General features: G+C 69.3%; 22 protein-coding genes. 11 read left to right on the top strand and 11 right to left on the bottom strand.

Translation table 11 applies throughout. The annotated features are described in order from the left end of the window. Positions 1–31: 31 nt before the first annotated feature. Together ABDZ36_RS13040 and ABDZ36_RS13045 are read right to left on the bottom strand one after the other, a co-directional pair. Complete coding sequence (locus ABDZ36_RS13040; protein ID WP_343749353.1) at positions 32–1,267, bottom strand: TrkA C-terminal domain-containing protein; 1,236 nt, start codon at positions 1,265–1,267, stop codon at positions 32–34. After that, on the bottom strand, positions 1,267–2,523 hold the full coding sequence (locus tag ABDZ36_RS13045; RefSeq protein WP_211313190.1) for a potassium channel family protein: 1,257 nt from the start codon (positions 2,521–2,523) through the stop codon (positions 1,267–1,269). Before ABDZ36_RS13045 ends, ABDZ36_RS13040 begins: the two co-directional genes overlap by 1 nt. A gap of 107 nt (positions 2,524–2,630) precedes the next feature. Here ABDZ36_RS13045 and ABDZ36_RS13050 point away from each other — a divergent pair, with 107 nt between their 5' ends. After that, positions 2,631–3,803: an NAD-binding protein gene (locus ABDZ36_RS13050; protein WP_211313191.1), complete on the top strand. Its 1,173-nt coding sequence runs from the start codon at positions 2,631–2,633 to the stop codon at positions 3,801–3,803. Positions 3,804–3,886: 83 nt separating this feature from the next. Here ABDZ36_RS13050 and ABDZ36_RS13055 read toward each other — a convergent pair whose 3' ends face one another. The 3 genes from ABDZ36_RS13055 to ABDZ36_RS13065 all read right to left on the bottom strand — a co-directional run bounded on the left by ABDZ36_RS13055 (position 3,887) and on the right by ABDZ36_RS13065 (position 7,137). Beyond that, positions 3,887–5,395 carry an HPP family protein gene (locus ABDZ36_RS13055; protein WP_211313192.1) on the bottom strand — a complete coding sequence of 503 codons (1,509 nt, stop codon included), beginning with the start codon at positions 5,393–5,395 and terminating at the stop codon, positions 3,887–3,889. Positions 5,396–5,553: 158 nt separating this feature from the next. Continuing rightward, positions 5,554–6,282 (bottom strand): guanosine phosphorylase, encoded by a 729-nt coding sequence (locus ABDZ36_RS13060; protein ID WP_211313193.1) that lies wholly within the window; start codon positions 6,280–6,282, stop codon positions 5,554–5,556. 45 nt (positions 6,283–6,327) lie between these two features. Then, entirely contained in the window at positions 6,328–7,137 is an 810-nt protein-coding gene (locus ABDZ36_RS13065; RefSeq protein ID WP_211313194.1) for a DUF63 family protein, read from the bottom strand. Positions 7,138–7,311: 174 nt separating this feature from the next. Between ABDZ36_RS13065 and ABDZ36_RS13070 the strand changes: the two genes are divergently transcribed. Next, the gene (locus tag ABDZ36_RS13070) at positions 7,312–8,559 is read left to right on the top strand and encodes a tRNA (N(6)-L-threonylcarbamoyladenosine(37)-C(2))-methylthiotransferase (RefSeq protein ID WP_211313195.1); all 1,248 of its coding nucleotides are present in this window, start codon (positions 7,312–7,314) and stop codon (positions 8,557–8,559) included. 18 nt (positions 8,560–8,577) lie between these two features. On the opposite strand, the gene ABDZ36_RS13075 is transcribed toward ABDZ36_RS13070, so the two are convergent. Further along, a complete protein-coding gene (locus tag ABDZ36_RS13075; RefSeq protein WP_211313196.1) occupies positions 8,578–9,501 on the bottom strand; it encodes a cation diffusion facilitator family transporter in 924 nt (307 codons plus the stop codon). A gap of 48 nt (positions 9,502–9,549) precedes the next feature. Continuing rightward, positions 9,550–10,098 carry an HIT family protein gene (locus tag ABDZ36_RS13080; protein WP_211313197.1) on the bottom strand — a complete coding sequence of 183 codons (549 nt, stop codon included), beginning with the start codon at positions 10,096–10,098 and terminating at the stop codon, positions 9,550–9,552. 140 nt (positions 10,099–10,238) lie between these two features. Between ABDZ36_RS13080 and ABDZ36_RS13085 the strand changes: the two genes are divergently transcribed. Further along, complete coding sequence (locus ABDZ36_RS13085) at positions 10,239–10,439, top strand: DUF7835 family putative zinc beta-ribbon protein (RefSeq protein ID WP_211313198.1); 201 nt, start codon at positions 10,239–10,241, stop codon at positions 10,437–10,439. A 91-nt stretch (positions 10,440–10,530) separates the two neighbouring features. On the opposite strand, the gene map is transcribed toward ABDZ36_RS13085, so the two are convergent. Next, positions 10,531–11,427, bottom strand: a complete 897-nt coding sequence (map, locus tag ABDZ36_RS13090) for a type II methionyl aminopeptidase (RefSeq protein WP_211313199.1) — start codon at positions 11,425–11,427, stop codon at positions 10,531–10,533. A gap of 218 nt (positions 11,428–11,645) precedes the next feature. Between map and icd the strand changes: the two genes are divergently transcribed. The 3 genes from icd (at position 11,646) to ABDZ36_RS13105 (ending at position 14,050) form a co-directional block, all read left to right on the top strand. Further along, positions 11,646–12,926: an isocitrate dehydrogenase (NADP(+)) gene (gene icd / locus ABDZ36_RS13095; protein ID WP_211313200.1), complete on the top strand. Its 1,281-nt coding sequence runs from the start codon at positions 11,646–11,648 to the stop codon at positions 12,924–12,926. Between the two features lie 262 nt (positions 12,927–13,188). Next, positions 13,189–13,470 carry an SUI1 family translation initiation factor gene (locus tag ABDZ36_RS13100; protein ID WP_211313201.1) on the top strand — a complete coding sequence of 94 codons (282 nt, stop codon included), beginning with the start codon at positions 13,189–13,191 and terminating at the stop codon, positions 13,468–13,470. A gap of 58 nt (positions 13,471–13,528) precedes the next feature. Further along, entirely contained in the window at positions 13,529–14,050 is a 522-nt protein-coding gene (locus ABDZ36_RS13105) for a DUF5817 domain-containing protein (RefSeq protein WP_211313202.1), read from the top strand. A 68-nt stretch (positions 14,051–14,118) separates the two neighbouring features. Here the strand turns inward: ABDZ36_RS13105 and hmgA are convergent, their stop codons facing one another. Beyond that, positions 14,119–15,342, bottom strand: a complete 1,224-nt coding sequence (gene hmgA / locus ABDZ36_RS13110; protein WP_211313203.1) for a hydroxymethylglutaryl-CoA reductase (NADPH) — start codon at positions 15,340–15,342, stop codon at positions 14,119–14,121. A gap of 72 nt (positions 15,343–15,414) precedes the next feature. Here hmgA and ABDZ36_RS13115 point away from each other — a divergent pair, with 72 nt between their 5' ends. Then, a complete protein-coding gene (locus tag ABDZ36_RS13115) occupies positions 15,415–15,783 on the top strand; it encodes a hypothetical protein (RefSeq protein WP_211313204.1) in 369 nt (122 codons plus the stop codon). A 51-nt stretch (positions 15,784–15,834) separates the two neighbouring features. Beyond that, positions 15,835–16,881 carry an amidohydrolase family protein gene (locus ABDZ36_RS13120; protein ID WP_211313205.1) on the top strand — a complete coding sequence of 349 codons (1,047 nt, stop codon included), beginning with the start codon at positions 15,835–15,837 and terminating at the stop codon, positions 16,879–16,881. Here ABDZ36_RS13120 and gpmI read toward each other — a convergent pair whose 3' ends face one another. Then, on the bottom strand, positions 16,882–18,399 hold the full coding sequence (gene gpmI / locus ABDZ36_RS13125) for a 2,3-bisphosphoglycerate-independent phosphoglycerate mutase (protein WP_211313206.1): 1,518 nt from the start codon (positions 18,397–18,399) through the stop codon (positions 16,882–16,884). A gap of 124 nt (positions 18,400–18,523) precedes the next feature. Between gpmI and ABDZ36_RS13130 the strand changes: the two genes are divergently transcribed. After that, positions 18,524–19,774 carry a DNA double-strand break repair nuclease NurA gene (locus ABDZ36_RS13130; RefSeq protein ID WP_211313207.1) on the top strand — a complete coding sequence of 417 codons (1,251 nt, stop codon included), beginning with the start codon at positions 18,524–18,526 and terminating at the stop codon, positions 19,772–19,774. On the opposite strand, the gene ABDZ36_RS13135 is transcribed toward ABDZ36_RS13130, so the two are convergent. Continuing rightward, positions 19,771–20,112: a DUF7113 family protein gene (locus ABDZ36_RS13135; protein WP_211313208.1), complete on the bottom strand. Its 342-nt coding sequence runs from the start codon at positions 20,110–20,112 to the stop codon at positions 19,771–19,773. The two genes, ABDZ36_RS13130 and ABDZ36_RS13135, sit on opposite strands and share 4 nt — an antisense overlap. A 94-nt stretch (positions 20,113–20,206) precedes the next feature. Between ABDZ36_RS13135 and ABDZ36_RS13140 the strand changes: the two genes are divergently transcribed. Together ABDZ36_RS13140 and ABDZ36_RS13145 are read left to right on the top strand one after the other, a co-directional pair. Beyond that, positions 20,207–22,087, top strand: a complete 1,881-nt coding sequence (locus tag ABDZ36_RS13140) for an ATP-binding protein (RefSeq protein ID WP_211313209.1) — start codon at positions 20,207–20,209, stop codon at positions 22,085–22,087. 50 nt (positions 22,088–22,137) lie between these two features. After that, complete coding sequence (locus tag ABDZ36_RS13145) at positions 22,138–22,563, top strand: universal stress protein (RefSeq protein ID WP_211313210.1); 426 nt, start codon at positions 22,138–22,140, stop codon at positions 22,561–22,563. Positions 22,564–22,803: the final 240 nt, after the last annotated feature.

Raw genomic sequence — 22,803 nt, forward strand, 5'->3', positions numbered from 1 at the left:
CACTGCGGGCGCGCGCGGTATCAGGCTGTCGTCAGGCGTCGCCCTCGCCGCCACGTTCGGCGGTCGCGCTGGCGGCCGCCTCAACCTCGCGGACGGTCTCGGGGCGGGCGACGAGGTAGAGGACGTCGCCGACGGCGAGCGGGCGAGCACGCGACGGGATTGGATCGATCGACCCGTCCGCCGGGCGAACGGCGGCGACGATCGTCTTGATGTCACCGACTGTGCCGTCCGCGAGCGCGCTCCCCTCGCGGACGGTGACGGTCGCCATGGTCTCGTCGGCACCGCGGAGGACGGAGGCGAACTGCCGGTCGGCGCTCGGGTCGTTCGGGAGCGTGAGCAGTCGATAGTCGCCGCCGGCGATCCGCTCGGCGTCCGCGGCGTCGAGCGCGAGCGTGGCGACGTCGTCGGCGACGCCACGGAGTTCGCCGGTTGCGACGCGCTCGGGCGTCGGATCGGTCCGCCATACCTGCACGACGTCGCCCGGCCCGGCGTCGTTCGGCGGGTCGGCGCGGACGGCGACGGCACCCATTCCCGGTCCGAGCGTCGGCCCGATACCGGCGAGGCGGGTGCCGACGGCGAAATATTTCACCGTACCGTTCGCGTCGAGGTCAATATCGACGTAGCCGACGTCGTAGTCCTCGCGGAGGCGGGCGGCGACGCGCGCTTCGAGGTCCGCGACGGTGAGCCCGCGCGGGAAGAGCAGCGTCTTGTTCGCCATCTTCTCCTTCGTCTCCTCCGCGACGGGGTCGTAGCCGTCGACGTCGTCGATCTCGTCCGGGATCTCGACGGCGACGACGCGCCCGACAACCTTGACGAGTTGGCCGACTTCGCCGTCGACCTCGCGGGTGCCGAGGAACGCGAAGGCCTCGACGGCGAGGCGGTCACCTCCGCGCGCGCCCGGCGCACCGAGCGCGACTGCGACCGCGAACGCCGCGAGGTTGAACACGATCTCGCCAGGGTCGAACACCGCCGCCTGGTTGGCGACGACGGACGCGAACGCCGTCTTCGTGTTCAAGTAGAGCGCGACGCCGGCGACACCGGCGAACGTTCCGAGGGCGGCGCTCACGGCCTGTCGGAAGTACCACCGGTAGAGGGCGCTCACGCAGAGTGCGACGAGGAAGGAGAAGACGCCGAGCCCGGCGATCCGGATCGCCCCGCGGGTCAACACGCCGACGTAGTCGACGGCCCCGGACTGCAGGGGCAACGCGACCGCGGGCGTGAGCGTGGATTCAGCGACGGCCGCGAGCGCGGGCATGGAAACGACCATCACGCGACCGCCTCCGCGAAGGCGTTCAGCTTCTCGCGCGACCCGACGACGAAGCAGTCGTCGCCGCCCGAGACGGCCGTGTCGCCGCGCGGTGCGACCGTCCACGAGCCGTCGTGACGGAGCGCGATGACGGCGACGCCGTAGGTATCCCGGACGTCGGCCTCGCCGAGCGTCGTCCGGTCGAGCGGGCCACCGGCACGGACGGTGAGCCGCCGCACACGGTTGCCGGTACGTCGGAGGAGGGAGAGCAGTTCGAACTCTCGGCGCGTCCCGCGGGCCGTAACGACGACAGCTCCCTCGCTCGCGGCGACGAGCGTCTCCGCGCTCGCGCGATCGGTCGCGACGGTGATCCGGCCGTCGCCGCCGGTGGTGACCGGTGCGGCGGTGCGTGCGGGCGTCCCGGTGTCGGTCCCGCCGTCGGTCGCGGCGGGTGTCGCCGGTGCATCCCCGTTCTCGGCCTCGCCGGTCGGTTCGCCGCTCTTGGCGGCGACGACGGTCCCGGTGCAGTCACCCGCGTCGGTGTGGAGGGAGACAGCATCACCGCGCGCGACGCCGGTTGGAACGAGCGCACTGACGGAGACAGCGCGCTCGCCGCGAGGGACGCGCTTGGAGACGCCGGAGAGCGGTGGTGCGACGACGACGGTCGCACGGGCGCGCTCGTCGATGCGGACGTCGGCGTCCGCGACGTCGAACTCCGCGTGGAGGCGCTCCTCGAAGCGGCGTTCGAGTTCGGCGAGCGGGAGGTCGGCGGGGAACGTCCAGTTGACCGCGGTGATCTCGGTGCGGAGGGATTCGGGGAGCGGCGGATACCCCTCCATGTCGCCGACAGTCCCGACGATTGGAACGCGGACCTGTCCGATGCCCCCGACAAGGTCGACGACGTCCTTCGCGAGGGTGCGCTCGCGCAGGCGCTTGAAGGAGAAGTGTTTCGGGAGGCTCGCGCCGAGCGCGTCGCCCTTCGCGTGTGCGTAGAAACACCCCATCAGGACGACGACGAGCGCGGTAACGAGCGCGACGCTGTTGATGGACTGGACGACAGTCACGTCGTTGAACGCCATCAGCCCGCCGTTGATGCCGGCGATGGCGATTCCGAGGACGACGACACCGAGCGCGGGAATCGTGAGCCCGGTGACGTGCTTGAAGGCGAAGCCAAACCCGAAGCAGACGAGCGCGGGGATGACGCCCGTGAGGAGGCCGAGATAGACCCCGAGGAGGACCTGCATCGGGAACGACGCCGTGGAGAGGCCGAACGGCATAGGCTGACGGTGGGGTGGGATCGGTAAATCGGTATCGCCGCGACCGCGAGGCGGCGGCGTGTGTCCGACCTCGCTACGTTTATACTGCCCGCGCCCCCCGCCCACACATGGCCCGCACGAACCGGCGGCTGCTGTCGTCGCGCGCCGCCATTCTGCTGACGTCGCTCGTCGCCGTCCTCTCGGTTGTGACGGGCGTCGTGAACATCCTCAGCCCGCAGTTCGGCCCGTTCGTTCCGGGGCCGGTCCAGCAGGTCGCGGGGTTCACGGGGGCGCTCACGGGCTTCTTGATGGTCGTCTCGGCGCTCGGGATGCGGCGGGGCCTGCGCGCGGCCTGGTGGTCCACCGTGGTTCTCCTCCCGGTGACGGCGGCGCAGGGGCTCGTGCAGGTGTCTGTCTACTCGGTCCCGCTCGTCCTGCTCTCCGTGCTCTCGCTCCCGACCGTGCTCCTGACGCGCTCGCGGTTCGACCGGTCGCTCTCGCTGTCGACGGGCCAGATCACCGCCGCGCTGGCGCTCGGCGGCGTCCTCGCGTACGGCACCGTCGGGACGTACGCGCTGCGCGAGGGGTTCCCCGGTGTCTCCTCGCTGCTCGACGCCTTCTACTACACGCTCGTCACGGCCAGCACCGTCGGCTACGGCGACATCACGCCGAAGACGGAGATGGCGACGCTGTTCTCGCTCTCCGTCCTCGTCCTCGGCGTCGCCGGCTTCGGTATCGCGCTCAGCACCCTCCTCGGCCCCGCCATCGAGGCGCGCTTCGCCTCCGCACTCGGACGCATGACACAATCACAACTCGAATCCCTCGAACACCACGTCATCGTCGCCGGCTACGGCGAACTGACCGAATCGATCCTCGACGAACTTGGCGACGATCACGAGTTCGTCGTCGTCGTGAAGGAACCCACCACTGCGTCGGCGCTCCGCGAGCGCGGCTTCAACGTCCTCACCGAGGACCCCTCGGACGCCGCGTCGCTCGACCACGCCGGGATCGACCGCGCGGACGCGCTCGTCGCCGCGACGAACGACGACGGGCAGGACGCCCTCGCCATTCTCACGGCGCGTCAACTCCAACCCGATATCCGAATCGTCGCCGCGGCGAGCGAGCGCGAGAACGAGGAGAAACTCCGCGCTGCGGGCGCGGACACCGTCATCAGCCCCGCGGTCATCGGCGGGCGGCTCCTCGTGCAGTCCGCGCTCGGCGACGAGAGCGCGGAGGCGACGGCCAAACAGGTCACGGACGGCGAGACGGCGAGCGGGGACCCGTCCGAGATGGGCGAGTGATCGAGGAGACAACATCGATAGCGAGCGGACGTCAGTTCGGGGACCCCGCAGCCGTTACGAGCCAGTGATCCGGACGCTCCCGGCTACCGGGTGTGGACGACGGCGACGTCCGTCTCGATCTCGCGAGCGTACTCGAAGGCTTCAGGGGTGCTAAAGCGCGTCCCGCGGGTCGGTGCGCCGAGGATCACGAGGTCGTAGTGGGAGTCGTTGCGCGAGACGAACTCGCCGAGCGTGGCGCGCGAAACGCGGGTTTCACAGCGCGCGTCCGCCGTCTCGGTGAGGTCGGCGAGCGTGGATTCGGCGTCGCGCCGCGAGCGCTCGTCGCCGATGCAGGTGCAGACGCTGACGGTGCCGGCGCGGCCGGCGAGGCGCTCGGCGTAGTCGACCATGGCGTGCGCGAGCGGGCCGGCGGTGCGGACGGGGACCATCACGCGCTTCCAGTTCGTCCGCTCGCCCGTGGCGTCGAAGGCGATGGTGTCGATATCGCTGCGGAAGAGGTCGCGGACGAATCGGGTCGGCGTCCCGTCAGTCTCGCGTTCGAGCGGTGTCGCGACGAGGTCGCAGTTCGTGTCGCGCGCGACGTCGAGGAGCGTGGAGGCGGAGAGGTCGGGTTCGACGGAGACGACGACCTCGCAGGGGACGCCGACGCGGGTCTCGATGCGGGCGGCGCGGCGCTCCAGTTCGGCGGCGGCGTCGTCAGCGGCGTTGCGTTCCGCGAGTGCACGGACGTCCGCGTCGTCTCCGACGTCGGGGTTCTCGGTGCCGAGGTCGACATCGTCGCGTTCGTCGAGGAGGCGGCGTTCGGCGGCGGCGATAGCCTCGTCGTCCACGACATCAAGGAGGACGACCTTGCCGGCGTCGTGCGCGGCAGCGAGGCGCGCGCCGAACATCGCGGTGGGAGCGCCGACATCGTCGCGCACCGGCACGAGGACGTGATCGTCGGCCTGCGTCGTCGAGTAGAGGTACCGCGCGCGGCGCTCGTAAAGCTCGCTGCGCCACACGACGAAGACGGCGGCGATGATGCTCGTCGAGAGCGCGACGGTGACGACGTAGACGACGGAGGTCGAGACCGCGATCCCGGCGACGTCGATGAACCGTCCGGGATCGGTGAGGAGCACGAGGAGCGCCGTCGAAAACGCGCTCGGCTCCTCGAGGTCGAGATACCATGTGAGGACACCGGTGAGGAAGATGGCGAGCGCGGCCGCCCACGCGTGGACCTCCCAGAGGACGCCGCCACCCGCGGCGGGCGCGGTGAACAGCGCGGTGAACTCGATGGCGACCCAGCCGCAGAAGGCCCCGAGGCTCAGCCCGCCGACGAACTTCCACGGGTTCGCGTACGTCCCCTCGGGGTGGGCGAACAGCGTGTACGTCCCGGAAGCCAGCGGGGGGAAGAGGAGAAAGGAGACGAGCTGGAGTTCGTTCGAGAGCAGCGTGACGAAGCCGATGAGCAGCGGGACGAAGACGAGCACGGAGGCGTGCGTGAGGTTGCTCGTCTCCGCGAGCCAGTGGCGCGCCTCGCTCGAGCGGCGGCGTTCGAGCGCGCTGGCGCGGCGACGGGCGTCCCGAACGCGTCGCCGCAACGACTCGAACATATGGCGTGCGGACGGAGCCGATCGGTTTCGATCTTTCGTCTACGGATGATTGATACAGCGCCCGTCGTCACCCATCACTCACCACCCGTCACCCGTTGCCCGCCGCCCGTCGTCACCCGTCGCCCACCGCCCGCTATGCAGTGCGACGGTTGCCGCCGTCAGGCGAGTTCGGTCGCGGCGTCGAGCGTGAGGCGGATGGCCCGCGCGACGTTGTTCTTCGCCTTCGCCGGGAGTTCATCCTCGCCGTCGGCCCCCTTCTGGGTGCCCTCGATCAGGTTGCCGTCGGCGGTGCAGATCGCCCCGGCGCGCAGGCCGCGGCGGCGCGCGATCGCGAAGAGCGTCGCGGCCTCCATCTCGACGGCGAGCAGGCCGGCGTCGTTCCACGCGTCGACGTACTCCTCGGTCTCGTTGTAGAAGGCGTCGTCGCTGACGATCGGGCCGACGTGAATGTCTTCACCGCGCGCTTCGGCGGCGTCGACGAGCGCGGAGAGCGCTTCGTAGTCGGGGACGGCGGGGATCTCGGCGGACTCGTAGCGCTTCGTGGTGCCTTCTTCCTTCGCCGCGCCGGTCGCAACGATCATGTCGCCGATCTCGATGTCGGCTTGGAGCGCGCCGGTGGTGCCGACGCGGAGGAAGGTCTCGACGCCGACGTTCGCGAGTTCCTCGACGGCGATGGCGGCGCTCGGCCCACCGATCCCCGTGGAGCAGATCGTGAGGTCGACGCCCTCGTAGGTGGCGTTGACGACCGTGTATTCGCGATTCGACGACACCTCGACCGGGTCGTCGCAGTGGTCGGCGATCCGCTGGACGCGACCGGGGTCGCCGGGGACGAGCGCGATCTCGTTCACGTCGCCGTCCTCGACGAGCAGATGGGGCTGTTTGGCCATACGAGAACCGTCGCGCGAGGACGGCAAAAAGCGTGCGGACCGCACTCAGGCCGCGGCCACGGCGAACAACAAGAGGTTGTGCGCGCCGGGTCCGAGGCCGACCGCGGCGACGAGCGCGAGGAGGAGGAATCCCTCCGTGGGAGCCTCGCGGACATAGTCTGCGAGGAGGAGGACGACGGCGACGGCGACGACGAGTTTGACGACGACGAACAGCCAGCCGACGCCGAGGACCGGGGCCGTGGGGAGGCCGGCAGCGAACTCCATGATGAGGCGAGAGAGCGGCGTCTGCTCGCCGAAGCCAAGGACGTCGACGCCGACGGCGGTCGTCGCGGCGTCGAGCGCGTGCCCGAAGATCACGAGCGCGCCCGCGCCGTCAACGACGCGCGCGTCCGCGGTGCGGACGCGGCGGAGGCCGATCCAGCAGACGACACCGAGGATGCACGCCACGAGGAGCGCAAGAAGGGGCCACAGCGGGCTGAGAGTGCCCTCGCTCATCCCGTAGTGGAGGGCGAGCGCGACGGGGGCGGAGAGCGCGAGGAGACCGATTCCGGCGAGCACGCGCTTCGGCGCGGCCGTCCGGCGCGCGCCGAGCCAGACCGCGACCGCGACGACGAACGTCGAGCCGTAGACCGCGGGCGCGGACGCGAACGGCATCGCGATCGACGGGAGGAGAGCGAGTTGATGACAGACGTACGCGGCGGAGCCGAGGGCCATCCAGGGCGCGAACGCGAGGACCGTCCGGTCGGTGAATGGCGGGCGCACGCGGGCGAGGGCGAACGCGACGGCGGCGACGCCCGCGAGCAGGACGGCGAGTGCGGGCAGCGGCGGCACCGTGAAGCCGGACGGGAGCACCATACCCGATACGCGGGGGTGCCGGGTGTGAAAGTGTTCCCATCGGGGGTTCAGTGGGCCGGCGTCGCGACGCCGAGGCGGGGCGGACGACGGACCTACCGAGCACCGGGGTACCGCGCTCGGCCTCGGCGGGCGAAGCGCGGGGCTTTTGGCCGTCCCTCGCCAATACTCGACGAGATGGCCCGGTATCACATCGAGACCTACGGGTGCACGTCGAACCGCGGCGAGAGCCGCGAGATCGAGCGACGGCTCCGCGACGCCGGCCACCGGAAAGTCGAGGGGGCCGGGGCGGCGGACGTTGCCATCCTCAACACCTGTACGGTCGTGGAGAAAACGGAGCGCAACATGCTCCGTCGGGCCGAGGAGCTCGCGGACGAGACCGCGGACCTCTACGTGACCGGCTGTATGGCGCTCGCACAGGGCGGCGAGTTCGGCGACGTCGACGCCGAGGTGCTCCACTGGGACGAGGTGCCGGAGGCGATCACGAACGGCGAATGTCCGACGCCGACGCCCGACGCCGAGCCGATCCTGGACGGCGTCATCGGCATCCTCCCCATCGCGCGGGGCTGTATGTCGAACTGCTCGTACTGCATCACGAAGCACGCGACGGGGCGCGTGGACTCACCGCCCGTCGAGGAGAACGTCGAGAAGGCCCGCGCGCTCGTCCACGCCGGCGCAAAGGAGATTCGCATCACCGGCCAGGACACCGGCGTCTACGGCTGGGATACGGGAGAGAGAAAGCTTCCCGAGCTTTTAGAGCGCATCTGCACGGAGATCGAGGGCGACTTCCGCGTCCGCGTGGGGATGGCGAACCCCGGCGGCGTCCACGGCATCCGCGAGGGGTTGGCAGAAGTGTTCGCCGCACACGACGAGCTCTACAACTTCCTGCACGCGCCCGTCCAATCCGGCAGCGACGAGGTACTCGAACACATGCGCCGGCAACACCGCGTCGAGCAGTACGTCGAGATCGTCGAGACGTTCGACGACTACCTCGATGAGTGGACGCTCGCCACGGACTTCATCGTCGGCTATCCGACCGAGGACGACGCGGACCACGAGATGTCGATGGCGCTCCTGCGCGAGACGCGCCCCGAGAAGATCAACGTCACGCGCTTCTCGAAGCGCCCCGGCACCGACGCCGCGGACTTGAAGGGGCTCGGCGGGACGTTGAAGAAGGAGCGGTCGAAGGAGATGAGCGCGGCGAAACGCGAGATCGTCGCCGAGGCCTACGAGTCGATGGTCGGCGACGAGCGCGACGTGCTCGTCACCGAGCAGGGCACCGGCGACTCCGTGAAATGTTACGACTCGGCCTATCGGCAGATCATCGTGCAGAACGCCCCCGAGTACGGCCTCGAGCCGGGCGACTTCGCGACGGTGGAAGTGACCGGCCACCAGACGATGTACGCGTTCGGCGAGCCGGTTTAAGCGCGGTTTCGTTCCGTGCTAGCGCGGGCCGCGGTTTCCGAGCAGTCGCTCGGTGTCGCGGTCCTCCTTCCACTCACCCATCTCCTTCGGGTCGACGTGGACGAAGACGTCGTCGACCTCGGGCATCGCGCGGATGTCCTGGACGACCGCCGACTCGATCTCGTGGGCCTCGAAGAGGGTGAGGTCGCCCTCCACCTCGATGTGGAGGCTAACGTCCACCTCCGGGCCGACGTAGTGGGCGACAACGTCGTGTGCGCCCCGCACCCGATCGTGGGTGAGTGCGCGTTCGAGGATCTCGCGGCGGAGGGCCTCGGGGGGCGCGGCTCCAACGAGATAGTTGACGTTGTCGCGGACGATCTCGTAGCCCGTGTAGAGGATACCGAAGGAGACGACGCCCGCGGCGAGCGGGTCGAGGAGCGGGTAGCCTGCGGCCGCACCGACGACGCCGACGAGCGCCGCACCCGCCGTGAGGATGTCGTTGCGGTTGTCGAGCGCGGCGGCAACGAGCGCCGGCGAGTCGTGGGCGTCGCCGACCCGTCGGCAGTACCGATAGAGACCGTATTTGACGCCCGCCGACACGACGAGCACCGCGACACCGGCGATTCCCGCCGAGCCGCCGTCCGATCCGGTGAGCACCGTGATCGTCGCGTTGTAGAGGACGCCCACGCCGGCGGCGAACACGCCGACGGCGACGAAGAGGGCGACGAACGGCTCGATGCGCTCGTGGCCGTGCGGGTGCTCGAAGTCCGCGGGGCGGGTCGTGAGGTAGAGGCCGCCAAGGACGACGAGGCTGTACAGGGCGTCCGCCACGCTGTTGACCGCCTCGGAGCCGACGGCGAGGCTCCCCGCAGACCACCAGACGCCGCCCTTCGCGAGGGCGAGAGCGACGTTCGCAGCGAGCACCACCGCGCCCGCTCGCCGCATCGCGGTCTTCCGATCCATCCGCCGATAGTTGACCGTCGCCGAGTAAGTGCGTTGCGGAATTTCGACTCAGTCGAAATCGAGGGGGACTGCGGTGTCCTCACCGGGGTCGCTCGCATCCGGCTGGGCGGCGAACGCCTCGTGGAGCGCGTCGTACGTCTCTGCGAGCCCTTGGACGACGACCTTCGTGTCCGAGACGACGGGCATGAAGTTCGTGTCGCCGTCGTAGCGCGGGACGACGTGCGTGTGGACGTGGTCGTCGACGCTCCCGCCGGCGGGGCCGCCGCCGAGGTTCAGCCCTGCGTTGTACGCGTCGGGACCGACCGCGGCGTCGAGGGCGTCGAGCGCGCGCTGTTTCAGGCGGGCGTGATCGAGCAGCGCCGCGTCGTCCAGCGCCGTGTAGTCGCCGCCGTGGGCGTGCGGGATGACCATCAGGTGACCGGGGTTGTACGGCGCGTTGTTGAGGAGGACGTAGGCGTGCTCACTCGCTGCGACGACCAGGTTCTCCCGCGCGTCGTCGCGCTCGGGAAGTTCGCAGAAGACGCACTCCTTGACGTCGGGGTTCTTGTCCTCGCGTTTCACCCACTCGATGCGCCACGGGGCGAACACTTGATCCATACGGGCACGCTCGGTGGGCGGTCGGAGGTAGTTTTCGGAAACGAGGGCCATGCGGAGCGAGCAGCGGGGTTACACGGGTTGAATTGAGACGGCGGGGTTTTTGTGTGCGTAGTGTGTGGTTGGTGGTGAGGGTGGTTCCGATGGCAAGCAAAACTCCTCGTTCCGAGGGTATGGCGGAATCGTGCGAGAGCTGCGGCAAGGAGACGCCACACGCTGTCTCCGTCGAGCTCAAGACCGAGTCCGACAAAGACGAGAACGCCGAGTTCTCGCGCGAACCGTACCGCGTCGCGAAGTGTCGCGTCTGCGGTACGAAGACGTCTACCCGGATGAACAACGCGTAAAACGACGCGACGATCCGTCGTCGATCCCCCTCACTATTTATCGACGACGCGAGCAATTCCCCCTCTCGACGTCCCGATCGACCAGCGACGCCTACCGCGTGGTCGTGATCTCGTACCCGTCCTCGGTGACGATGATCGTGTGCTCCGCCTGCGCGACCAGTTCGCCGTCCGATTCCTGCAACACCGGGTACGAGCGGAGGACGCCCTGCGTTTCGAGGCGCTGGACCGCCATGTCCGCACGCGAGGCGTCGAGCCACCGCTTTGCGAACGGGAGCTCCTGGTACTCCTCACGGACGGTGTCGAGCACCTGACGGGCACCCCGGTTGCGCACCGAGCGGTCATCAACGAGCGAATAGATCTCCGTCTTCGCCCCCTCGGTGACCTTCCCGGAGCCCGTCGTCGCGAACGGCTCGATCGCGAGGACGTCACCGGCTTCGAGCGTCGTGCCGCGATCCGTCCCGCGATTCGGCACGCTCGGGTCCGTGTGGGCGTCCCAGCGTTCGAGGCCGTGTCCCGAGAGGTTCACGATCGGCTGATAGCCGTAGGCGGTGACGACGTCCGCGACCTCCGCACCGATCTCGCCCGTGTGCGCACCCGCCTCCACGACGTCGAGACCGGCGTCGAGCGCCTCCTCGGCCGCCTCCTTCAGTTCGGGGGTCCCCGAGAGGTCGACCGTGCGCGCGGCGTCGGCGATGTAGCCATCGACGTGGACGCCGATGTCGAGACAAATCATCTCCTCGCCGAACGTCGTCTCGTCGTCGCCGTGCGGTGAGGCGTGGCTGGCCTCGTTGTCGATACTGATGTTCACGGGGAACGCCGGGCGGCCGCCGAGCTCTTCGATGCGCTCCTCCGCGAACTCGGCGACATCGAGCAGGCGTGTGCCGACCTCGACGCGTTCCTCGGCCTCGTCGAGCACCTGCGCGAGGATCTCGCCCGCCTCGTGGTACGACTCGTAGGCCTCGCTTCCGGGTTCGACGGTGTCGGTCATATCCTCGGGTTCGTGGCCCCCGGAGAAAGGGGTTGTGACCCGAAGCGGGGGGTATCCGAACGACTCGAACATCGCGCGGACGACTGCCCGTCGCGACCCCGTGAGCGTGACCTCCATCGCCGGCGCGAGCGGCGTAACGGCCCGCCATGTGCGTCTCCAACACGCGACGGACGGAAACAGCAGTCCTTTTAGGCGCTCGCCGGGTGGCTCCGGACGAGATGAGCCACGAGTACGATCAAGTCGAAGTCCCCGAGTCCGGGGAGAAGATCACGTACGACGAGGACGCCGACGAGCTCGACGTCCCCGAGAACCCGATCATTCCCATCCTGCACGGGGACGGTATCGGCCGCGACGTCGGTCCCGCCGCTCAGAAGGTTCTCACGGCCGCCGCGGAGGCGACCGGCCACGAGATCAACTGGATGCGCGTCTACGCCGGACAGGCGGCCCGCGACCGCTACGGCGAGGACGTCAACCTCCCCGACGACACCGTGAACGCGATCCGCGAGCACCGCGTCGCCATCAAGGGCCCGCTGACGACGCCCGTCGGTGCCGGCTACCGCTCGCTGAACGTCGCGCTCCGCCAGACGCTCGACCTCTTCGCGAACGTCCGCCCGACCTACTACCTCGACGGCGTCCCCTCCCCGATGAAGTCGCCCGAGGAGATGGACATGGTGACGTTCCGCGAGAACACCGAGGACGTCTACGCCGGCATCGAGTGGGAGGCCGGCACCGAGGAGGTCGAGCAGGTCCGGGACTTCGTCGAGGACGAGATGGGCTTCGACGACGTCATGCACGACGGCCCGATCGGCATCGGCATCAAGCCGATCACGGAGAAGGGCTCGAAGCGCCTCGTTCGGGAGGCCCTCGACTACGCCATCGAGAACGACCGCGATAAGGTCACGCTGGTCCACAAGGGGAACATCATGAAGTTCACCGAAGGCCAGTTCGGCGAGTGGGGCATGGAGGTCGCCGAGGAGGAGTACCCCGACGAGGAGGTCTTCGCCGCGCCCGACTCCCTCTGGGAGGAGCAGGACGAAGTCGACATCCCGGAGGACGCCGTCATGGTCGAGGAGCGCCTCGCCGACGCGATGCTCCAGTGGATGCAGCTGCGCACTGACGAGTTCGACGTCCTCGCGATGCCGAACCTCAACGGTGACTACCTCTCCGACGCCGCCGGCGCACAGATCGGTGGCCTCGGCATCGCGCCCGGCGCGAACTTCGGTGCCGGTCGCTGTCTCGCCGAGCCGGTCCACGGCTCTGCGCCCAAGCGCGCCGGTCAGGATCAGGCGAACCCGTCCGCGATCATCCTCTCCGGCCGCCTCATGTTCGAGTACATGGGCTGGGACGACGCCGCGACGCTCATCCGCGACGCCGTCGAGGAGTCCATCTCCAACGGCGAAGTCACGTACGACCTCGAACGCCAGATCGAGGGCGGCGAGAAGCTCTCGACGACCGAGTTCAGCGACAACGTCGTCGAGAACATCGAAGAACTCGCCTGAACGGCGAGTTCTTCTCCGCGGGAAATCGGAGATTCCCCGCTCGCCACCGAACTCACCCGTGAGTTCGGTGATATCCACGACCTCGCGTAAGCGAGCCGTGGGTTAGTCGGGCTTCGCTCGACGCAATTCACGACCTCGCGTAAGCGAGCCGACGAGTCGACGTCGCGCACACCACCCGATTCTCCCCGTTTTTCCCGCGTCGGAAGCGGCGGCCACGCCGCGTGCCACCGGATTCTTTTGCGGGGGCGCACTACGACCACGTATGGCAGACGATCCGTTCGCGGACATCCCCGGTATCGAGGAGGACCTCGCGCGCGCAGAGGAAGTGCTCTCGGTACGCGTCGAGCGCCGAACGTACGACAAACCCGTCACGATCGTCGAGGGGTTCGACGAGGACTCGACGGACCTTCAGGACGTCGCCACGAAACTGAAGAAGGGGGTCGGTGCGGGCGGGACGGTGAGCGATGGGACGGTCGAGATCCAGGGCGATCACACCGATCGCGTCCCCGACCTACTGGAGGAGATGGGGTTCAACGTGGAGTAACCTCGTCGCGCGTCGACGCGGCGTCGGACTTATCACCGAGAGCGCCGGAGCGTGTGGCATGTACGCCGTCGTCGGGTGTAGCGACTGTTCGATGCTCTGGGTGGTCGAGGGCCGCCCGGAGCGAACGAAATGTCCGCGCTGTGGGACCTCAAAGGCCCACGCGAAGCGCAAGCAGTTCGTGACGACGGAAGAGCGCGAACACGCGGCGGAAGTGCGCGCGTCGATGCTGGCGAACCGCTCGGGGCACGGCGAGGCGTTCGCGGACCTCGACTCCTACGCGGAGATGGAAGAACGCGCCGGCGAGGACGTCGTCGACGACGATGAATACCTCGAAGCGGGGGGCGTGGACGCCGCCGAGACGCGCGCGGCGAACGAGCGGGCGTCGTCGTCGGGTGGCTCCGTCTCGCGGACGGAGCGCGTGAAGGAGGCGCTCCGCGAACTCGACGACCCGACAGCGGACGACGTCGCCGCGTACTGCGCGGAGCACGGCGTGAGCGAGTCGTACGCCCGGGAGGCGCTGGAACGGCTCACGCGTCGCGGCGGAGCAACGGAGTCGGGCGGCGTCTATCGGTTGCTCTGAGCGTCACGCGCCTCACCGGTGCGCCTCCGCTCACCTCATCGCTCACCTCATCGACGTGTTGTGTCGCGCTAGCGCCCGAGTTCCTCGTGCGCGCTGGAGAGGTGCCGGGAGGCGAGCGCGGCGAGCAGCGAGAGTTCGCCCGCGAGCGCGCCCGCGGCGATGACCTCCGCGAGTTCGTCGGCGTTGCTCCCGGCAGGATCGCCGCCGCCACGAACACCCAGGATGTCGAGGGCTTCGGCCTGCGTCGGGAGTTTCGTCCCGCCGCCGACCGTCCCGACCTCCAGGCTCGCGAGGTTGACCGAGGCGTAGAGTTCTGACTCGCGGGCTTCGACGGTCGTGATGCAGTTCGCCCCCTCGACGACCTGCGCGGCGTCCTGCCCGGTCGCGAGGAAGACGGCGGCGACGACGTTCGCGGCGTGGGCGTTGAACCCCAGGCTACCGGCCTTCGCGGACCCGACGAGATTCTTCCGGGTGTTAACCTCCGCGATGGCTTCGGGCGTCGTCTTAAGGCGCTCCTCGACGATGTCGCGCGGGATGTGGACGTCGGCGGTGACGGTGCGGCCTCGTCCCTCGACGGCGTTGATCGCGGCGGGCTTCTTGTCCGCACAGAGGTTCCCCGAGAGCGCGACGAGCGAGGCGGGCGTCTCGGCCTCCACGATTTCGCAGGCCGCGCGCGTCGCGATCGTCGCCATGTTCATCCCCATCGCGTCGGCGGTGTCATACGCGAAGCGGAGGTAGACGTTGTCGCCGACGACGTAGTGCGTGACGTCCTCGAGGGTCCCGTGGCTCGTCGTCGCCTCAGCGGCCTCGCGGAGCTCTTCGACGTTGTCGTCGACCCAGCGGGCGACCTCAGCACCCTCGGTGACGTCGGTGACGCGGAAGACCGGCGCGCGCGTCATGCCGCGCTTCGTCACGCGGGCGTTCGCGCCACCGGCGGCCGTGATGGTCGAACACCCGCGGTTGATCGAGGCGACGAGCGCGCCCTCGGTCGTGGCGAGCGGAAGGCGGTAGTCGTCGCTCGCGGCGTCGCCCGACACGGCGAGCGGGCCCGCGATGCCGAGCGGGAGTTGCGTGCCACCGACGAGGTTCTCGACGTTCGCGTCGCTGGCCAGCTCGGGATCGAAGGCGTAGTCGGCGGTGACGTCGAGGGCCGCGCCGGTCTCGCGTTCGAGGACGCGACGGCGGGCAGTCGCGGCGGTCGCGGCGTCCGCGTGGTCGTCGAGTTCGTGGAGCCGGAGGTCGCCCTCCAGCACCTGTTCGGCGAGCGCGTCGGGGTCGGCGTCGTCGGTCATGCCGGAGGGTGTGCGAGCCACACGCCTATGCGTATCGGTGCGTACTTGCCGCGCCCGTCGGTAGGGCGGCGTATGGCTCGTCTCGACGCCGCCACCGTGTTCCGGGCGGCCCTCGGCTGGTTCATCGCCGCACCGGTCGGCTACGTGCTGAGCGTGCCGTTCGCCCCGCCGGGGCCGTTCGCAGCGATCACGTACGGGCTCCCGGGCGCGGCGATCGCGGGCGTGTGCGGTGCCGTCGTCGCCGTCCGGCGCGGGCTCGTCCCGGAACGACTTGCACGGGCGCTCGTCGCCTTCTACGTGACGACGTTCGCGGCGCTCGTCGCGATCCAGACGATCGCACGGGCGACAATCGGATGGATCGAGGGACCGTGGGCCGGCTTCGGTGCGCTCGCCGTCGGTGCCCTGCTCGCCTACGCGGTCGCGTTCCGCGGGACGGCGTAGCGAACGAGGGTTCCCGAACGTTCTTCCCGCCGCCGACCCGCCTAGTCGCGTATGCACGCGGACGCGGACATCGTCTTCATCGGTGGCGAGGTCCACACGCTCGGGGCGTCGGACGAGACGTACGAAGCCGTCGCGGTCCGCGACGGTCGGATCACACGCCTCGACAGTAACTACGAAGCGCAGTTCGGCGTCGGCGTCGAGACGGACGTGATCGATCTCGACGGCCGCGTCCTCCTCCCGGGGTTCGTCGATTCGGCCGCAACGCTCGGCGACGGGGAAGCAACGCGCGGGTCGCTCCGCAGCGCCGCGGCGCACGCGATCGAACGGGGCATCACGACCGTACACGATCGCGTGGCGGGCGACGCGGCGGGCACGTATCGGGACCTCGCGGCCGACGGGACGCTCCCGCTCCGGGTCGAGTTCGATTACGGCTACGGCACGCTCGACGCGCTGACGGCAGTCGGCGCGCGCACCGGTCACGGGAGCGAGCGCGTGCGGACGGGCGCGCTCGCGGTCCCGCCGGTCGGTGACGGAGCCGACGAGATCACGCCGAGCGTTCGACGGGACGTCCTGCGGCGCGCGGACGACGCGGGGCTTCGGATCGCCGCGCGGGCGACGGACGCGGCGAGCGTCGGGAGCCTCCTCGATGAGTACGAGGCCGCGACCGCCGACCCGGGCGCGTCGTGCCACCGCATCGTCGGCATTCAGGACGTCACACCGGACGCGGCGACGCGACTCGCGGAAATCGGCGTCGTAGCGGTCGTCCCGCCGGGATCGGACGCGGTCGGCCCGCTTCTGGATGTCGGCGCACACGTCGCGTTCGGCTGGTGCGAGAACGATAACGATGGGGTGTACGATCCCCTCGCGGCCGTCGACATGGCGGTCGAGCGCGGCGTGAGGACGACGACGGCGCTCCGCACGGCGACGGCCGGCGGCGCGTGTGCAGGTGGCGAGGAGGAGCGATGCGGGACGCTTTCGATCAACCAAGCCGCCGACTTCACCGTCCTCGAACGCTCGCCGTGGGCGGCCGACTCGATCGCCGACGTGGACGTGGCGATGACGGTCGTGGACGGCGAGGTCGTCCACGATGCGCGCTGATCAGTCGAGAAGATCTTCGCCCGTCATCTCGGCGGGCGTCGGGACGTCGCAGTGTGCGAGGAGCGTCGGGGCGACGTCGCGGAGCGAGCCACCGTCGCGGACCTCGCAGCCGCCGTCGTCGCCGTCGGGTGTGAGGTAGACGAACGGGACGGGGTTGAACGTGTGGGCGGTGTGTGGTTCTTCGGGGGTACCCATGTCGTCCGCGTTGCCGTGGTCGGCGGTAAGATGGACGTGCGCGCCGGCCTCACAGAGCGCAGGGACGAGGCGACCGACCTGTTCGTCGACGGTCTTGACCGCCTCGACGGCGGCGTCGAAGTCGCCCGTGTGGCCGACCATGTCCGCGTTCGCGTAGTTGAGCACGAGGAGGTCCGGGTCCGTCTCCGTGACCGTCTCAATCGCCGTGTCCGTCACGCCGGCCGCGCTCATCTCGGGTTGCTGGTCGTACGTCGGGACGTCCGGGCTCTCGACGATCCGTCGTAGTTCGCCGTCGAATTCCACCTCGCGCCCGCCGTTGAGGAAGTAGGTGACGTGGGGGTATTTCTCGGATTCGGCGATGCGGAGCTGCGTCCGGCCGACGTCGGCGACGACTTCGCCGAGCGTGTGCGCGGGCTGCTGGGGTTCGAAGGCGACAGGGAGGTCGAACGTCGCGTCGTACTCCGTCATCGTCGTCACCTCGACCGCGGGCGGGGTGGTCTCGACGTCCCAGTCATCGGGGCGGATGTCCGCGAGCATGCGCGTGAGTTGGCGCGCGCGATCCGAGCGGAAGTTGAAGAAGACGACCGCGTCGCCGTCGGCCAGCGCCGCACCGCCGTCGATCACCGTCGGCTCGACGAACTCGTCGGTGTCGTCGCGCTCGTAGGAGTCCGTGACGGCCTCGACGGCCGTCTCGGCGCGATGTGGGGCGTCGCGCTCGACGATGGCGTCGTAGACGGATTTCGTGCGCTCCCAGTTCTGGTCGCGATCCATCGCGTAATACCGACCGGAGACGGTCGCGACGTCGCCCGTGCCGTGCTCGGCGACGACGTCTTCGAGGGTCGCGAGGTACTCCTCGCCGCCCGTGGGCGAGGTGTCCCGGCCGTCGGTGAAGGCGTGCGTCGTCGCCTCGACGCCGTAGTCCGCGGCGGCCTCGATGAGCGCGTGGAGGTGCTCGTGGTCCGAGTGGACGCCCCCATCGGAGACGAGCCCCATGAAGTGGACGCGCCCGTCGTGGTCGTCGGCGTAGTCGAACGCGCCGCGGATCGCATCGTTCTCGGGGAGGTCGCCCGCCGCGACGGCGTCGTTGATGCGCGTGTACTCTTGGAGGACGACGCGACCGGAGCCGATGGTGAGGTGGCCGACCTCCGAGTTACCCATCTGATCGTCCGGGAGGCCGACGTCGCGGCCGTGCGTCGTGAGCGTCCCGGACGCGCCCGCCGCCGTGTAGCGATCGACGTTCGGCGTGTCCGCCGCCTTCACGGCGTCGAGTCGGTCGTGATCGCCGAGGCCCCAACCGTCCAAAATGATGAGTGCCGCGTGCATACGTGACACCTTACGGGCGCGTCCTAACTACTCTTCGGCATGGTCGTTCACCGACGATACGGAGGAACGCGCGACCGACGCGCGGCACCGTCGACTTCAAGCGGGTCCGCCGACATCCCCGAATATGACCCTCGACCCCGTCCACTTCGCCGGCATTCCCGAGCTCGTCCGCGGCGTGGGTGGCGACGTCGACGAGGCCGAACACCGCGCGGACGCGGAGGCGGTGTGGGAGACGTACTTCGACCCGCTGTATGACGACGGCGCGGTCCTCGAACCCGTCACCGAGCAGGGGCGCTATCTCGCGGACCTGACGGAAGCCGGCGCGAGCGTCCCCACCTTCGATGCCGTCCACGGCCTCGACTCGGGGACGATTAACCCTCGCGCGTTCAAGAACGGCCTCGTCCTCGATGTCGCGCAGGCCGCGATGGGCGTCGCGCCCGGCGACACCGACACCCACCGCCACCGCACCGTCATCACGACGATGCTCCGCCGGGACCGCACCGCGGCACAGCGTGCATTCGACCCCGACGCGTGGACGCGACAGGACGAGGGCTACTGGCGCGGACAGGCTATCGACGCGCCGTACGTCGAGCGCAACGAGCGCGCCGTTGTCCACGCGCTCTCGCTCTACCTCGCGGAGAGTGAGCACGCCCACGCGCACTTCGAGGACGTCGACGAGTTCCTCCTGCTCGACGGCCCGCTCTACCCGAAGCTCGTGACGAACTGGCTCGACCAGAACGAGGAGCTCGCGACCCTCCCCGCCGAGGACGGCCTGACGCGCCGCGTCATCGAGAACTACCTCGGTCTCGTCGAGCGCGCCGTCGAAACGGACACTGTCATCGGGGGGTTCGTGAAGAACGTCTCCGCGCGCGGGATCGTTCGCGCGCTCGACGCGAAGACGCACGCGCCGTGGCTCGACGACGCCGAACTGTTCGGGCAGCTCCTAGAGCGCCGCGACGAACGGGGTGAGCGCCTCACCGACGACCTCGCGTACACGAACTGGTTCCTCTCGCGCGTCGGCTACGATCGGGAGTTCTCGACGCTCGGCGGCCGCCTCGATCTCGACCTCGCCCTCGCGCCCGAGGCCTACGAGGTCGCGTTCTGTGTCCTCTACGATCCGCGGACGGACACCGTCTACAAGGCCGAACTGCCGCGCGCGTTCGCCGAGGACGACAAAGTACGTGAGCGCGTCACCGATCAGCTCGTGCGGGACGTCGCGGCGGCGAACGGGCCGCCGGCGGCCATCGGACGCGCGGACGAACTCGCGCGGATCAGCGTCCGCGAGAAACGCCACCTCGTGGACGCGATGGCCGAGGCGATGGAGACGGAGCCGCGCGAGGGGTACGACGTGGATCGCTGGGGGACCGACGGCTAACGCCGGCGCTCGTGGTCGCGCTCGACGGAGATGGAGACCTCGTCGGCAGCGACGCCGATGCGCGCGAACTGCGTGCGGACGTGCTCGCGGGCCGCCGAGAGGGCCTGCTCGCGCGTGTCGAAGCCGCGGGGCATCGGAGACTCGAAGGCGACGTGGACATCCTCGCCGGCGACCTGCTGGACGAGGCCGCCGCTCTCGACGGCGTAGAACTCGTCGCAGACCCACACGTACGCGGCGTCCTCGTCGGGCGCACCCTTGAATGACGGGGCGTCCTCGCCGCGCTCGTACACCGTCCCGGTGAGTGTGGTGCCCGCCGCCGAGCCACGCACGAGTAGCATATCATCGGCCTAGGTGACGCACGACGAAAAGGCGTGTGGCGGCCGCGGGCGCACGACGAAAAGACGTTTAGGGGCGGGCGGTGTTTCGCGTGACATGACTGACGAGGACCTCGGGAGCTTCGCCGACTTCGGGGGACGCGGCGACGACACGTCCGCGGACGAGGGTGACAACGCGGATGGCGACGACGCGCCCACGGACGACGGGACGGCCGGCGGCACGGCGGACGATGTCGCCGGGGCCACCGCCGACGAGGGGACGGACGAGGCCTTCGAGCGCGTCGGGTACGACGGGGCGGACGGCGACGGCCTCGGCGTGCTCGCCGTCTCCGAGGGCCTGCGGATCGGCGAGCGCGAGGACGAAACCCGACTGCGCGCGTACGTCACGAGCGCGAACCGCTCGAACGTTCGCCTCGGGCGCTATCTCGTCGCGCCCTATCCGGACGGCGAATCGCTGTTCTGCCGGATCGTCGGCCTCGAATACGGCCAGCGCTTCCACGGCGACGACGCGAACGAGATCCACGCCAGACGGGTGATGGGCGGGAACGACATCGACGAGGACGACTACACCTTCATCGCCGACCTCGAACCCGTGAGCGTCCTCTATCGCGACGGGGGCGAGCTCAGACGGCGGATGCCCGACCGCGTCCCGAAACCCGAGACGGTCGTGCGCGAGGCGGACGACGACGAGGAGATCAAGACCGCGCTGAAGATCCCCGACTCCGGGGTGTTCCTCGGGCATCTCGCGGTCGGCGGCGAGAAGGTCCGAACGGGCGCGACGCCACCGACGATCGACTACCGCGTGACGGACGACTACGAGACGGGCGATCCGCTCGCGTTCCGCCACACGCTCGTCGCCGGCGGGACGGGGTCGGGGAAGACCCACACCGCGAAGAACGTCCTCCGGCAGTTCCTCGCCGCGGAGCGCACCTACCCCGTCGAGGCCGGGAGCGAGCGCGACGTGCGCGCGGCGGTCGTCCAGTTCGACCCGCAGGACGAGTACGCCCAGATGCACGACGATAACCCCGAAGCGGACACCGAAGACGAGCGCCGCTGGGAGCGCGAGGGCGTCGCGTACGGCGGCCACGACGACACCGTCGCCTTCGTCCCGAAGGTCGGGAACGCGACCTACACGGCCGCCCACCACGACGCCGAGCAGATCCCGTTCACCGTCCCGTTCAGCATGGTTCGCAGTCGGCCGTGGCTCGCCGCCTCCGCCGGCCTCAACGACAACCAGTACCCCGCCCTCCGGACGCTCCTCAAGCGCTTCTTCGCGCAGCACGGGAACGGCGGCACCTACGAGGAGTTCTGTGCGTTCCTCGACGACCCCGCGCTGAAGGAGGAACTCGACGAATCAGGGCGGATCCACGAGGCGACGTACGAGGCCGTGATGCGCCGCGTGAACGGGATGCCGAACGGCGTGTTCGATCAGGACGCCCGGCCGATCACCGACCTCGTCCGCGAGTTCGTCAAACCCGGGCGGCTCTCCGTCGTCCCCACCTACCACGTCAGCGACTCGCGCGCGACCGAGACCGTCGTCCTCGCGCTCGCCAGCCTGCTCGTCGACGAGAAACTCTCCAGCGACCCGCGTTTCCCACGGATCGCCGACACGCCGCTGCTCGTCGGGATGGACGAGGCGCACAACTTCCTCGCGGACGCCGACACCGTCCAGGCCCGCCAGGTCATCGGGAAGTTCACCGACGCCGCAAAGCAGGGCCGCAAGGAACGCCTCGGCCTCTTCCTCATCACCCAGGACCCCCAAGACATCGCGGAGAGCGTGTTCAAGCAGGTGAACACGAAGGTCGTCCTCAACCTCGGCGACGAGGACGCGATCAAGAGCGTCAACATCCCGCCGTCGCTCGCCGAGAAAGTCCCGTACATGGAGACGGGCCAGATGGTCGTTTACTCGCCCGACAACTCAGAGCCCGTCGAACTCCTCGGGCTCCCGACGTGTCTGACGCGCCACGGTCGGGGATAACGAGCGACCCGGCCCCCACGTTTTTCCCGCCCCCGGTCGAATCCCGAAACATGACGCGAATCCTCGTGCCCGTTGATGGGTCCGAACAGTCCGACGACGCCCTCGAGTACGCCCTCGAGGAGTTCCAGAGCGACGACATCACCGTCATCAACGTCATCGACCCCATCGAGGCCGGCTACACCGCACAGGCAACCGTCCCCGGCTACTCCGAGGAGTGGTACGAGCAGGCAGAAGAGGAGGCCAAGACGCTCTTCGAGGAGGCCCAGGACACCGCCGACGAGTACGGCGTCACCCTCGACACCGTCACCGAGGTCGGTCGTCCCTCCCGCACCATCGTCAGCTACGCCGAGGAGAACGACTACGACCACATCATCATGGGGAGTCACGGCCGCGAGGGGATCACGCGCGTCCTCCTCGGCAGCGTCGCCGAGAGCGTCGTCCGGCGCTCCAGCGTCCCCGTCACGATCGTCAGATAGGACCTTTATACTCGACCTTTTGCTGCGCGCCTTCGGCGCTGGCAAAAGCTCGGCCAAAATGTCCGTCAGACCCCCTCCGGGGGTCTTCGGACCTCGCGCCGTCGGCGCGAGTGAACCGCTTCGCTCGGGCTTTTCAAGCCGTCATCGGAAATCGGAGATTTCCGATTGGCGAACGAGACGGCATAGTACCTAGCGTAACTTCTGGAGGTATCCGCCAAGATACTCGTCGATCCACGAAGC

It is taken from the genome of Halarchaeum salinum (assembly GCF_039520965.1).
Taxonomy (GTDB): Archaea; Halobacteriota; Halobacteria; order Halobacteriales; family Halobacteriaceae; genus Halarchaeum; species Halarchaeum salinum.

Bases quoted from the DNA above. Each gene is read 5' to 3' on its own strand.
- ABDZ36_RS13065 (WP_211313194.1), bottom strand. From the start codon at position 7,137: ATGGTGCTCCCGTCCGGCTTCACGGTGCCGCCGCTGCCCGCACTCGCC.
- ABDZ36_RS13040 (WP_343749353.1), bottom strand. From the start codon at position 1,267: ATGGTCGTTTCCATGCCCGCGCTCGCGGCCGTCGCTGAATCCACGCTC.
- icd (WP_211313200.1), top strand. From the start codon at position 11,646: ATGAGCCACGAGTACGATCAAGTCGAAGTCCCCGAGTCCGGGGAGAAG.
- map (WP_211313199.1), bottom strand. From the start codon at position 11,427: ATGACCGACACCGTCGAACCCGGAAGCGAGGCCTACGAGTCGTACCAC.
- ABDZ36_RS13105 (WP_211313202.1), top strand. From the start codon at position 13,529: ATGTACGCCGTCGTCGGGTGTAGCGACTGTTCGATGCTCTGGGTGGTC.
- ABDZ36_RS13115 (WP_211313204.1), top strand. From the start codon at position 15,415: ATGGCTCGTCTCGACGCCGCCACCGTGTTCCGGGCGGCCCTCGGCTGG.
- ABDZ36_RS13070 (WP_211313195.1), top strand. From the start codon at position 7,312: ATGGCCCGGTATCACATCGAGACCTACGGGTGCACGTCGAACCGCGGC.
- ABDZ36_RS13075 (WP_211313196.1), bottom strand. From the start codon at position 9,501: ATGGATCGGAAGACCGCGATGCGGCGAGCGGGCGCGGTGGTGCTCGCT.
- gpmI (WP_211313206.1), bottom strand. From the start codon at position 18,399: ATGCACGCGGCACTCATCATTTTGGACGGTTGGGGCCTCGGCGATCAC.
- ABDZ36_RS13120 (WP_211313205.1), top strand. From the start codon at position 15,835: ATGCACGCGGACGCGGACATCGTCTTCATCGGTGGCGAGGTCCACACG.
- ABDZ36_RS13140 (WP_211313209.1), top strand. From the start codon at position 20,207: ATGACTGACGAGGACCTCGGGAGCTTCGCCGACTTCGGGGGACGCGGC.
- ABDZ36_RS13100 (WP_211313201.1), top strand. From the start codon at position 13,189: ATGGCAGACGATCCGTTCGCGGACATCCCCGGTATCGAGGAGGACCTC.
- ABDZ36_RS13060 (WP_211313193.1), bottom strand. From the start codon at position 6,282: ATGGCCAAACAGCCCCATCTGCTCGTCGAGGACGGCGACGTGAACGAG.
- ABDZ36_RS13050 (WP_211313191.1), top strand. From the start codon at position 2,631: ATGGCCCGCACGAACCGGCGGCTGCTGTCGTCGCGCGCCGCCATTCTG.
- ABDZ36_RS13130 (WP_211313207.1), top strand. From the start codon at position 18,524: ATGACCCTCGACCCCGTCCACTTCGCCGGCATTCCCGAGCTCGTCCGC.
- ABDZ36_RS13085 (WP_211313198.1), top strand. From the start codon at position 10,239: ATGGCAAGCAAAACTCCTCGTTCCGAGGGTATGGCGGAATCGTGCGAG.
- ABDZ36_RS13145 (WP_211313210.1), top strand. From the start codon at position 22,138: ATGACGCGAATCCTCGTGCCCGTTGATGGGTCCGAACAGTCCGACGAC.
- ABDZ36_RS13045 (WP_211313190.1), bottom strand. From the start codon at position 2,523: ATGCCGTTCGGCCTCTCCACGGCGTCGTTCCCGATGCAGGTCCTCCTC.
- hmgA (WP_211313203.1), bottom strand. From the start codon at position 15,342: ATGACCGACGACGCCGACCCCGACGCGCTCGCCGAACAGGTGCTGGAG.
- ABDZ36_RS13080 (WP_211313197.1), bottom strand. From the start codon at position 10,098: ATGGATCAAGTGTTCGCCCCGTGGCGCATCGAGTGGGTGAAACGCGAG.
- ABDZ36_RS13135 (WP_211313208.1), bottom strand. From the start codon at position 20,112: ATGCTACTCGTGCGTGGCTCGGCGGCGGGCACCACACTCACCGGGACG.
- ABDZ36_RS13055 (WP_211313192.1), bottom strand. From the start codon at position 5,395: ATGTTCGAGTCGTTGCGGCGACGCGTTCGGGACGCCCGTCGCCGCGCC.